The sequence below is a fragment of the Micromonospora aridisoli genome, assembly GCF_056150025.1.
The window spans coordinates 82,746-94,554 of record NZ_JAXCFK010000015.1; the positions used below are offsets into that span (position 1 = coordinate 82,746).

Consider the following 11,809-nt stretch of genomic DNA (forward strand, 5'->3'; position numbering starts at 1 on the left):
CCGATGCACGTCGACATCCTGCCCTGACAACCATGGCTACCAATTGCTTCCGACGTATTGCCGTCAGTTTCCAAGGTGTAGGACAACGCGAAAGGGGCCTGTGGTACCGGACAGAACCGGCATCACAGGCCCCTTCGGGGTGTCTCAGGTCAGGCGGGCGCCTTCCGCAGCGCGATCGCCCGAAGGAAGATGTCACCGATCTTGGTGGGGTCGGTGGCGACGAAGGCACCGCCACCGGCGCTCTGCGCGATGGTGTCCAGCTCCGACTTGCTGACCTCAGGGCCGATACCGATGATGATCACCTGAATCGGCTGGTCCGGGTCCTTGATCCGCTTCAGCTCGGCGATGAGGTCCTTCTGCGAGATGCCGTCGGGGTCCTCGTTCTTACCGTCGGTGAAGAGCACGATCGAGTTGACCTTGCCCGGTTCCCAGTTCTGCTGGACGTCCTTGTACGCGGCCAGCAGCGTGTCGTACAGACCGGTGTCGCCGCTCGACGAGGTGACCCGGTCCAGGCCCCGCTCCAGCTCACTGCGCTGACGCGACAGCGGCGCGACCGGCACGATCTCCTGGTAGTCCCGGGAGCCGACCAGGTTGGTCGAGAAGACCCACAGGCCGATCGACCAGGAGTCGTCGAAGAGGTTCAGCCCGCGCCGGGCCGCCTCCGCGGTGACCTGCTGCCGGGTGGCTCCGTTGGCGGTCGGCACGGGCTTCTTCATCGAGCCGGAGACGTCGATGATGCAGAGCATCCGGCCGGACAGCGTGGCGATGGACCAGCTGGAGACGGCCCGCTCCACCGCGTCCGGTGCCAGCCCACCGGCGGCGACCCCGCCCTGGGCCGGAGGCGTGGCGGAGGCGTCACCGCCGGCCGGGCTCGGCGCACCCTGCGGCGCGTTGAAGCCGGCGCCCCAGTTGCCGTCCGGTCCGCGCAGCGACTGTGCGGCCAGCTTGTCCTTGAACGATCCCGTGGTGAGCGCCTCGAACAGCACCCCGGCGGCGGAAGCCTTGGCCGGCTCGATGCCGGGCAGCACCGCGTACGGGTAGTCCAGCGGCAACGGCGCCGGCTTGAGGTAGAGCGCCGCCAACGGCACCGGAGGCTTCCGGGCGTTGTACTGCATGACGTCTTCCTCGGACAGCGCGGCCGCACCGAGGGCACTGGCCAGGGTGGTGCCGTCGGTGGCCGTGGGGAACTTGGCGAGCAGGTCCTGGCGCAGCGCCGAGGCACCTGCGGCCAGCGCCCGGAGCGCGCCGATGCGCTCCTGCTCTGCGGTGTCGCCACCGGACGACGCGGCGGCGGTCATCATCGACAGCAGGCCGGACAGGCCGGCGGCGTCGCGGGTCGGCTCGACGATGCCGGTCTTCAACGGCCGGTCGCTGTTGAGTCGCGTCAGCAGGTCGGTCCAGCCGAGTTCCTTCTGCGGCCAGCCCAACCGGGTCGCGATCGGCTCCGGCATGGCGACCACCACCGGACTGCTCGCGATGGAGGCACCGTTACCGGGCTCGAAGGCCGCCGCACCGCCGGTCTTGAGCCGCAGCAACCACATGGAGGAATCCGGGATCCAGACGTCCGGGCTGACCGCGGTGCCGCTGGCCTGTCCCACGCCGGCCAGGATGGCGCCGTGCTTGGCCGCCACCACCGCGGCCACCTCGACCGGGTCGGAGGCGGCGACGGTCACATCGATGCACGTCCCGTCGACCGCGGCGCCCTTGGCCTCCCATTCGGAGGCCGCCTCGTCGACCGCCGGGGCGAGCTCGCTCGCCACCGCGACGGACAGCTCGATCTTGCCCGAGCAGTCCTGACCGGCGAGTTGGCGGTAACCCACCCACCCACCAGCGGTGACGACGAGTACGCCGACCGCTGCTGCGGCGGCGGCACCGTGAATACTTGAACGCATGCGATGGCGGCCTGCTGACACGCAGACCATCTTGCGTATCCGACCGTTGGACTGCCATGGCCGTTCGGACGAAAGTTACAGAGGAGAAACAGTTTACCGTGATTCAGTAACTTTGAGTGATGAGTCAACGGCGCAATGTGGATGTATCTATGTCCCACGCCCACGATCAGGGCAGAACGCAAGTAGGGCTCGCAACCGGCAACGGCTCGCCGACCGCCACCGGCACGCCCGTGTCCGGGTCCACCCGGAACGTACGCACCATGTCCGCCCGTTCGTCGGCGACGTAGAGGTGCTCCCCGAGGAGCGCGAAGTGACGCGGCCACTCTCCGCCGGTCTCCACCTCCGCCACCAGCTCGGGCAGGCCCGCACCGAGAGCGAAGACCGTCACCGTGCCGACGCCCCGGTTGGCGACGTAGAGGAAGCGGCCGTCCGGACCGATTCCTATCTCGGACGGCTGGACGTGCCCGCCCCGGTCGCTGGCATCGACCCGGCCCTGCTGGTGCAGCGCCCCGCCGTCGGTCAACTCGTAGGCCAGCACCGAACCGTCCAGCTCGCCTGAGACGTAGCAGCGCCGCCCGTCGGGGTGCCGGGCCAGGTGCCGGGGGCCCACCCCGGCCGCGGTACGCACCCGGGGCGCTCGTGGCACCAGACGACCGGTGGCCCGGTCGAGGTCGTACCGGTAGATGGAGTCGGTGCCCAGATCGACCGCCAGCAACGGCGAGGAACCCGTGCCGGGCGAGACCATGTGAGCGTGCGCCTGCTCCTGGCGTTCGGGGTCGGCCCCGTGCCCCTGGTGCTGCACCAGGTCGGTGCGTTCACCGGGCACGCCCTCGGCGTCGAGCGGGAAGACCGTCACGCTGCCGCCGCCGTAGTTGGCCACGAACAGGTGCCCACCCGCCGGCGCGACCGCCAGGTGGCACGGTTCGGCGGCACCGGTGGACCACGAGCCGATGGACGACAGCTCACCGTCGGTCTCCACCCGCCAGGCGCTGATCCGGCCGTCGGGCAGTTCGTTCACGGCGTACAGGACGGGCCGCGTCGGGTGGCGGGCGAGGAAGGAGGGCGAATCGGTGACGGCGACCGTGCCCAGCGACGTCAGTTCGCCGGTGCGCGGATCCCGCCGTGCCGCCACGATCCCGGTGCCGCGCCCTCCGTTGGGCTCGGTGTACCCGCCGATGTGAACGATCTCGCCTCGACCTGTCACCGGTTACCGCCCTCCGCTCGTTCCCTGGCCGAATCCCATCAGATGCCTTCCCCCGACACCGCCGAGTTAAGCCCTGCCCGCCGAACCGGTACGCGCGACCACGCCGGCCGGCTCAGGCCGTCGGCACCGGCTCGCCCCGCTGCCGGGCGACGTGCTCGACCAGGGAGATCAGCACCGTCTTGCCGGACTGTCGGTCACGGGCGTCGCAGAGCACCATCGGCACGTCCGGATCCAGGTCCAGGGCCCGGCGCACGGCCTCCAGGCTGAACCGCCGGGCATCGTCGAAGCAGTTCACCCCGACCACGAACGGAATGCCCCGCTGCTCGAAGTAGTCGATGGAGGGGAAGCAGTCGGCCAGCCGCCTGGTGTCGGCGAGCACCACCGCGCCGAGCGCCCCGAAGGCCAGTTCGTCCCAGAGGAACCAGAACCGGTCCTGTCCGGGCGTACCGAACAGGTAGAGCTGGAGGTCGTCGTTGATGGTGATCCGGCCGAAGTCCATCGCCACCGTGGTCGTCGACTTGGTCTCCACCCCCGAGATGTCGTCGGTGTCGACGCCGGCGCCCGTCAGGATCTCCTCGGTCTGCAACGGCCGGACCTCACTCAACGCGCTGACCAGCGTCGTCTTGCCGGCGCCGAAGCCGCCAGCGATGAGGATCTTCAGTGCGATGGGGATCCGGTGACCCCGCCGCTCGCCGTCATAACGCACGGAGTCCATCGACCACCGCCTTGAGGATGTCGTTGTCGGGTAGGTACGTGGCGCGCGGCGGCTGATGCACCGCTACCAGTCCCCGGGACAGCAGGTCACCAAGCAGCACCCGGACCACACCGACCGCCAGGTCCAGGTCAGCGGCGAGTTCGACGACCGGGGTACCGCGGCCGGCCAGTTCCACCAGCAGCCGGTGTTCCGGATGCAGCTCGGGGTAGGCCGCGAGGTCCGGGTCCGGCTTCGCCAACACGTACGCGACCAGGTCGAACCCGTCCGCGCTCGGACGGACGCGCCCCCCGGTGAGGGTGTAGGGCCGCACCACCGGCCCGGCGTCATCGTCGAGCCACTCCTGTCGGTGCCCGGGTAAGTCAGTTCGCATCGGCGGCACCCACCGACGCCCGAGCCGGCGCTCCCAGGTTCTCACCCACCCGGGTGACCAGCATCGCCATCTCGTAGGCCACCAGGCCGATGTCCGCGTCGGCGTCGCTGGCGACCGCCAGGCACGCACCCTGCCCCGCCGCGGTGACGAAGAGGTACGCGGACTCCATCTCCACCACGGTCTGCCGGACCGGTCCACCGGTGAGCTGCCGGCTCGCGCCCCGAGCCAGGCTGGACAGGCCGGAGGCCAGCGCGCAGAGGTGCTCGGCGTCGGCGGTGTCCATGCCGGTGGAGGAGCCCAGCAGGAGTCCGTCGGCCGACAGCACCACCGCCTGCCGCGCGGTCGGCACCCGCTCCAGCAGATCGTCGAGCAACCAGTCGAGATCTGCGTTCTGCCTCGTCGATTGCATCAGGCGTCCCTCTCAGTAGCGGTCGGGGATTCCACAGACGCCGGTCCGGTGCCCGGCGGGGAGCCGGACTCGGCGCTCGTACGCACGGCAGGTGTGCCGGCCTGGCGGGCCGCCTCCGCCACGGAGGGCCCACCATCGCCCGTCGGGTCGTCGGACGACGACGCGGCCGGGTCCGGGTTCGGGGTGCCGGTGGCGGCGCGCCGACCCCGCGCGGTACCCGCCTGCAGGGCCGACATCACCCGGCGCGCCTCCTCCGGGCTCCGCGGCGCCGGGTCGCGGTGTGGCCGGTTCAGCGCCCGGGACGCCACCGCCGGTTGCCGCAGGGTGGGTCCGTCGAGCGCCGCCGTCCGTGCCGATGGTGGGGTCACCGTCGGCAGCTGCATCGTGGGCGCCTCCAGCATGCTGCCGTCACCGGGCGCGGCCTGGAGCGCGGAGGTATCGACTGGTGCTCCGGCGTCCGGCGCTGCCGCACCCGGCGAACCTGCGGTGCGCCCACCGGTTCCGTCGGCCGGTGCCGCGGAGGCGGGCGTCGGTGCCGCCCCGTTGACGGCGACGGGCGGAGTCCCGGTACCCGACGCGGCGGACGGATCGGCCGTGGCCGGCGCGGCGGGACCGCGCCGGCGGATCCGTCGGGGCAGGCCGTCGGCCTCGGCCGGGCCGACAGTCGAGCCGCCACCCGTGGCGTCGACCGACGCGTCGGAGGCGGGACCTCCCGAGGTGACCCCGCGCGAGCCAGGGGGCGATCCGGACGTACCCCGTGGCAGGGTGCGGGTCCGGGGCCGAGGCACCGTGGTCAGCCGCGTCGCCCGGGCCAGCCGCCGCTGCTCCGGCGTGGCGCCCCGGTCGTCGTCCGCCGCCACCTCCGGTCCGGGCAACGGCGACGGTTCCTCTGTGATCAGCCCGGTCGGGATGAGGACCACAGCGGTGAGGCCGGTCCCCTCCGACCGGCGCAGCCGGACCCGCACCTGGTGCCGGGCGGCCAGTCGCGCCACCACGAACAGCCCGAGCCGGGCCGTCTCGGTCGGGTCGAACTCGGGCGACCGGGCCAGCTTGCGGTTTGCCTCCTCGATGGCGGCTTCGCTCATGCCGAGACCCTCATCGGAGACGGAGAGAGCGTAGCCGTGGGCCACGTGCTCGCCGGAGATCTCGACCCGCGAACCGGGCGGTGAGAACGCCGTGGCGTTCTCGATCAACTCAGCGAGCAGGTGAATGATGTCGCCCACCACCCGCCCGACCGTGCCGGCGGGCTGCACGGTGGTGATGTCGACCCGGTCGTACGACTCGACCTCGGAGATCGCGCCCCGGATGAGGTCCACCATGGCCACCGGGTTACGCCAGCCCCGGCCTGGTGCCGCACCGGCGAGGATGACCAGGTCCTCCGCGTGCCGACGCAACCGGGTGGCGAGATGGTCGACGCGGAACAGCTCGGCCAGGTGGTCCGGGTCCTCCGCGTCGCGTTCCAACCGGTCGAGCAGTGCGAGCTGCCGGTGCACGAGCCCCTGGCTGCGACGGGCGATGTTCAGGAAGACGTCGTTGAGGCCGCGGCGCAGGCTCACCTCGACCATCGCCGACCGGATCGCGGCCCGGTGCACCTCGGTGAACGCCTGCGCGACCTGACCGATCTCGTCGGCGCCCCGGTCGGCCACCACCGCCTCCCGGGTCAGGTCCACCTGCTCACCCTTGCGCAGCCGGTCCACCACCTCCGGGAGCCGCTGTTCGGCGTCGGCGAGCGTGCCGCGTACCAGAGTCAACCGCTGCGCGAGGGAACGTCCGACCCGGACCGCCACCACCAGCGAGAGCACGACGGCGATCAGTCCGAGCAGTCCGGCCGCGGCCAGCCGCACCAGGGCACCCACCGCCATCGGCACCGACCGGTCGGCCAGTCCGTCCGCCTGGCTCAGCTCGAAGTCCCGCAACGACCGCTGCACCGCGTCGTAGCTCGTCTGCCACTCCTGCGGGTCGAGCCGGAGCCGGGCCGAGGGACCGGCGGCGACGAGGTCGTCCTGCATCGCCCGCAGCCGGCCGAACGCCTCCTGCTCGGTCAGCCGCTGGTACGCGGCCCGGTCCGCCTCGGGCAGGTCGGCCACGGCGGCCTCGGCCAGGAACCGCTGATTGCCAATGCCCTGTACGAGCAGGGTGTGCTCCCCCTCGGCGAACCCGCCCGCGGTCAGCACCCCGGCCAGCAGCGCGTCGGTCTGCCCCAGCAGTTCCCGCGAGCGGCCCAGGTTGGTAAGCGCCAACGCCTCGCGGTTGAGGTCGTGGTCCGGAAGGTTGGCCAGAGCGGTGAAGGTGTGGAACGCCGAGGAGATCATTCCGCTGTAGAGGCCGACGGCGCCAGCGCGATCGAGGTCCCGACGGTCAATGAAGCCGCGACCGGCCGGCAACGCCTCCAGCTCGCCGAGGAGCCGCTCCAGCCGGGCTTCGAGCAGCTCCCCTGCCGCGTCCCGTAACTGGTCGCCGGCGACCCGGCGGCGCAGTTCGGCCACTGCCGCGTCGGTGCGGGTCCGTTGCTCCACCAGAGCCGGCAGCACGCAGTTGGCCGGCGGCTGTCCACACTCCGTGCGGGGCGAGGCGAGGTGCACCACGGAGAGGCGGCGCTCCCGTTGCAGCTCGGCCACCACCGTCTCACCGGGCCTGCCCAGGTCATAGAGGAGGGTACGGGCGGCGAGCAGGTCGAGCGCCGGCCCGAAGGTGAGCGTGGTCGCGAAGATCCACAGTGCCAGCAGAGCGGTCACCGGCACGACGACCAACGCGGTCAGCTTCGAGCGGATCGGCCAGTCGCGGGTGTTCAATCGGACCTCGCCCGGAAGGGTGGCTGGAAGGGCTCCGGCGCAGCCGGGCAGCACCGTCGCCGGGGCACGTCCCGGGTTGTCCCGCCGGGACGCCGGCTCGGGCGCCTTGGGCAGGATACGTAATCCGCGCCTGTAGCACTACCGTCCGTCGAGACTACCGGTACGTTGCCGAACGTCCCGCCCGCCGACGGCCTGTCCGGTTTCGTACCGTCGGCCGCTGGCGGTCCGTCCGAGGAAAGTGCTCCGGAACGGGATTGGCGATCAGTGCGTTGCGGGAATACCTGCAGGCGAAGGAGGAGCCATGTCGCCCACGCAGATAGTCGTCACCGTCCTCGTCATCCTGGTGGTCGCCGCCATCGCCGCCGCCATCGTCGTGGCCGGCCGCCGCCGGGCGCTCCGGCAGCGCTTCGGCCCCGAGTACGACCACGTCGTCGCCGAGCAGGACAGCCGCAGCGCCGCCGAGCGCGAACTGCGGGACCGGGAACGCCGGCACGCCGAACTCGAACTGGTCCCGCTGACCCCCGAATCCCGTGCCCGGTACGCCGAGGCATGGGAGGAGCTTCAGGTGCGTTTCGTCGACTCTCCCGCCGAGACCGTCGGCCAGGCCGACGAACTGGTCAGCCGGCTCATCGCCGAGCGGGGATACCCCACCGGTGAGTTCGACGACCAGATCGCCCACCTCTCCGTCGAGCACGCGCGCACGCTGGGCCACTACCGCGACGCGCACGAGATCCACCTGCGCAACTCCCGGGGCGAGGCCAGCACCGAGGATCTGCGCCAGGCCGTCGTCCACTACCGCGCCCTCTTCAGCGACCTGCTCGGCGAGGAGCCGCCGGTCGCTGCCGGGACGCCGGAACAGCGCCACCCCGACGCCGCCCACGACGCCACCAACCGCTGAGGAGACCACCATGCGGCAGGACGAGCAGCAGCTCAACAACGACCACCCGGAGACGGTCCGCTCCGCCCCGGTGGCGGTGCCGGCCACTGAGGACGATCGGGAGATCACCGACGACGTGGACACCGTCGACGGGCCGACCGACCGCGACCGTTCGGAAGCCGGGGCTGACCGGGGCCGCCCCTGGGACGGCCGTCCGGGCTCCGACGGTGACCGGGCCGAGTTCCACGAGCCGGGTCCCGTGCCGACCACCTTCGGCGCGACCACCGTGGGTGGCGCGGTTGCCGCGTCCGCGCTGGCCAGCCCGCGCCCCGAGGACGAGCGCGACCCGCGCGAGGAGGACACCGCCCGGCCCGGCGACGGCGCGGTCGACGGCGAGCGGGAGGGACGGCGGGCGGACCCGACGGCCGAGTTCGACCGCACCGACGACGAGGTCGACGAACTCGCCGACGACGCCGACGGCGACGGCGTTGTCGACGATCGCGAGGCGGCGACCGCCACCGGCGCGACCACGGGCGACCGGCTGACCGACGACGTCGACGACGACCCGGCGGTGGCCGGCGACGACATCCGGTCGACCGGGGCGACGACCACCGGGGACGCGGTGGCGGCGGGCGGTGCCGGCTACGGCAGCGCCACCCCCGCGATGGTCGACCCGGACACGCGGACCCCGGGCGACAGCGCGTCGGGTACCGGAACGGCGGTGCCGTCGGGAGCGGCGACGCTGTTCGACGACGCGACGGCGCAGGGCTTCCGGGACCGCTGGCGCGACGTGCAGCTGCGCTTCGTGGACGACCCACGCGCGGCGGCCGGCGAGGCTCAGTCCCTGGTGGAGGAGGCCATGGAGGCGCTCTCCGCCGCGCTGGCCGAACACCGGAACAAGCTCGGCGGCTGGCAGGAGGCGGGCTCGTCGGACACCGAGCAGCTGCGGGTGGCCGTACGCGAGTACCGCGACTTCCTCGACCGGGTGCTCGGCCGCTGACCGGCCGGCACCGGCACCCGACACCCCCGAAGGCGGGTGCCCGATCCGGGCACCCGCCTTCGGCGTGCCGCCGTCAGGCATGGCGACCGGTTAGGCGGGTACGCCGAAGGAGGCCGGAGAAGCGCTGCGGACAGGAGGGCAGCAGGGATGACGGATCGTGATCGGGAACGACCGCTGGAGGAGCGCCCCGAGGCGGCCGCGGCGGTCGACGACGACAGCACCGTTCCCCAGCTGATGACCGGGGGCGGAGCAGACCGGGAGACCCCTGCCTTCACCGAGCCCGGTGATCGCACCGACGACATCATCGGCGACCCGTACGCCGCGGGCACCGGCGCGACGGGGACCGGCACCGGTGCCGCTGGGGACGACATCCGCACCGGCGCGGAGCAGCCGTGGGAGCCGGAGGACCTGGTGATGGCCCGGGGACAGGACCTCACCGCGGAGAACATCGAGCGGGCGCGGCGCGATCTGGACGAGATCGGACGCGCCGCGATCGAGAGAACCGTGCCCTGACCCGCCGGCGCCCCGGCGGCTGTCTGCCAGAGGGCAGCCACCCGGTGTGGCGCGCCTCGGCGTCGGGCGGGTGACGACGACCGTGGCTGGGCGGCGCGAGGGGCCCCTGGTCCGACCGGTGCGGTCGGACCAGGGGCCCGGGTGACCTGCCGCCGCAGCGCCTCACCTACTGTCGGCGGCGGGTATGCCTGCGTCCGTCAGGACAGCGGCGGGTAGGCGTTGCGCATCAGCTCGGCGAACTGCGCCGGGAACCAGGCGCCGGAGATCGGGGCGTCCGCCAGGGCACCGCTGCGGCTGTTGCCGTTGCGGTCGTTGCCGGTGTAGGTCGGGTCGCACATCCGGTCGAAGCCCTTGCCGTCGTTGTTGGGGATCTCGCGGCTGGAGCCGTCCGACTCACCCGGGGGCTTGATCCAGACGTACGCGTCGATGCCCGACGCCGGCGCGGCCTTCGGCCGCTCACCCATGCCCGCACCGGCCTGGTTGCACCAGTTGCCCTTGTGGATACGACGGTCGACCCGGCCACCGTCCACGTAGGCGTCCACGCTGGTCGTCGGGCCCGCGGCGGTGGGCCGGTTCGGGCCGCCCCAGCCGTTGCGGGAGGTGTCGATCAGCATGCCGATGCCGCTCGGGAAGCCCTGCCGGACCAGCTCCTGCCGGAACGCCTGAGCGAAGCTCTGCTCGTCGTTGTACTGGTTCCAGTCGATCCACTTCGCCTGACGCACCGTCTGCCCGTTCACCGTGTCGGTGACCTTCGCGTACGGCTCGATCAGGGCGGAGTAGTTCGCGGTGTTGGTGATGAAACCGTGCACGTGGTTCACGGTGCTGCCGGAGGCGGTCGCCGCCTCCTTCAGGACCTGGGCGGTCGGGGTGAAGTTGCTGTCCCAGCCCAGCCAGCCGTGGTGCCCGGCGTCGACGTAGTTGTAGACGTTCGGGATCGAGCCCAGCTTGGCCAGGGCGTAACCGACACCCTGCACGTAGGCCCCGTTGGCCTTCACCGTGTCGCACATCACGGTGCCACCGGCGTTGTTGGAGGTGTTGGTCACCAGGTTCGGCAGCGAGTCGACCTCGATGACGTTGATGATCCGCAGGTTGCGGTACTTCGCGTCACCCTGGATCGCCGCGATTGGGTCGATGTACTGCGCCTTGTACTTGGGCAGCTCGTCGGCCTTCAGCTCACCGTTGGAGGCGAGCGCCGCGCAGTCGCGGCCCGGGAGGTTGTAGATGACGAACTGGATGTACTGCGCGTTCTGCCGCAGCGCCTCTTCCAGGTGATCCCGGATACCCATCGGGCCGTTGGACTGGCTGTCCGGGGTGCCGTTGATCGCCGCGATGCGGTCGATCCAGACGGCGGTCGAGATGTTCGAGACCCGGTTGCCACCGCTGACCGACTCGGCCTTGGCCTTCCACTCCGGGTTCACGTAGCCCCGGGCGTTGACGTACGGGTTGTCCACCTTGGTTCCGGGCGGCGGAGGCGAGGTCGGCGGCGGCGAGGACGGGGGCGGCGAGGACGGCGGCGGCGAAGACGGGGGCGGCGAGGACGGCGGCGGCGAAGACGGCGGCGGCGTCGTCGGCGTGGTGCCGCCGTTGCAGGTCACGCCGTTGATGGTGAACGAGGTCGGCCGGGGGTTGCTGCCGCTCCACGCGCCGTTGAAGCCGATGGTCGTGGAGGCACCCCGGGCCAGGTTGCCGTTGTAGGACTCGTTCTGCGCGGTCACGTTGCGCCCCGACTGGCTCCACCGGGCGGACCAGCCCTGCTGCACCCGCTGGTTGGCGTCGGGGAAGGTGAAGCCGAGCGTCCAGCTGGTCAGCGGGTCGCCGACGTTCTTGATGGTGATGTTGGCGGTGAAGCCGCCCTGCCAGTCGTTGGTCGTGTACGCGACGTCGCACTGGGTCGCCGCGTGTGCCGCGGTGACCGGAAGCGTCACCAAACCGCCCGCGACCAGCGCGCTCGCGCCGGCCAGCGCGACGGCCCGGCGTCGGCCGGACAGCCTTCTCCACACATTCATGCCACTGATCTCCTTGGGCGAGACCGGATCC

10 protein-coding genes are annotated in these 11,809 nt (G+C 71.9%); 3 read left to right on the forward strand and 7 right to left on the reverse strand.

The annotated features are described in order from the left end of the window. Positions 1-149: 149 nt before the first annotated feature. From SM447_RS25990 to SM447_RS26015, 6 genes are all read right to left on the reverse strand, one after another. Positions 150-1,913 (reverse strand): substrate-binding domain-containing protein, encoded by a 1,764-nt coding sequence (locus SM447_RS25990; protein ID WP_474575493.1) that lies wholly within the window; start codon positions 1,911-1,913, stop codon positions 150-152. Between the two features lie 145 nt (positions 1,914-2,058). Then, positions 2,059-3,096, reverse strand: coding sequence for a lactonase family protein (locus SM447_RS25995; RefSeq protein WP_474575494.1), 1,038 nt, complete (start codon positions 3,094-3,096; stop codon positions 2,059-2,061). A gap of 112 nt (positions 3,097-3,208) precedes the next feature. Then, a complete protein-coding gene (locus tag SM447_RS26000; RefSeq protein ID WP_474575495.1) occupies positions 3,209-3,811 on the reverse strand; it encodes a GTP-binding protein in 603 nt (200 codons plus the stop codon). Continuing rightward, a complete protein-coding gene (locus SM447_RS26005; protein WP_474575496.1) occupies positions 3,792-4,181 on the reverse strand; it encodes a DUF742 domain-containing protein in 390 nt (129 codons plus the stop codon). The genes SM447_RS26000 and SM447_RS26005 overlap by 20 nt, the downstream gene beginning before the upstream one ends. Then, entirely contained in the window at positions 4,171-4,590 is a 420-nt protein-coding gene (locus SM447_RS26010) for a roadblock/LC7 domain-containing protein (RefSeq protein WP_474575497.1), read from the reverse strand. The genes SM447_RS26005 and SM447_RS26010 overlap by 11 nt, the downstream gene beginning before the upstream one ends. Next, positions 4,590-7,382: a sensor histidine kinase gene (locus tag SM447_RS26015; RefSeq protein WP_474575498.1), complete on the reverse strand. Its 2,793-nt coding sequence runs from the start codon at positions 7,380-7,382 to the stop codon at positions 4,590-4,592. The genes SM447_RS26010 and SM447_RS26015 overlap by 1 nt, the downstream gene beginning before the upstream one ends. 301 nt (positions 7,383-7,683) lie before the next feature. On the opposite strand from SM447_RS26015, the gene SM447_RS26020 reads away from it, so the two are divergent. From SM447_RS26020 to SM447_RS26030, 3 genes are all read left to right on the forward strand, one after another. Further along, positions 7,684-8,280: a hypothetical protein gene (locus SM447_RS26020; RefSeq protein ID WP_474575499.1), complete on the forward strand. Its 597-nt coding sequence runs from the start codon at positions 7,684-7,686 to the stop codon at positions 8,278-8,280. Positions 8,281-8,290: 10 nt separating this feature from the next. Next, positions 8,291-9,259: a hypothetical protein gene (locus SM447_RS26025; protein WP_474575500.1), complete on the forward strand. Its 969-nt coding sequence runs from the start codon at positions 8,291-8,293 to the stop codon at positions 9,257-9,259. 147 nt (positions 9,260-9,406) lie between these two features. Further along, on the forward strand, positions 9,407-9,772 hold the full coding sequence (locus tag SM447_RS26030; protein ID WP_474575501.1) for a hypothetical protein: 366 nt from the start codon (positions 9,407-9,409) through the stop codon (positions 9,770-9,772). A 197-nt stretch (positions 9,773-9,969) separates the two neighbouring features. Here the strand turns inward: SM447_RS26030 and SM447_RS26035 are convergent, their stop codons facing one another. Then, positions 9,970-11,778: a glycoside hydrolase family 6 protein gene (locus SM447_RS26035; RefSeq protein ID WP_474575502.1), complete on the reverse strand. Its 1,809-nt coding sequence runs from the start codon at positions 11,776-11,778 to the stop codon at positions 9,970-9,972. Between the last annotated feature and the right edge of the window lie 31 nt (positions 11,779-11,809).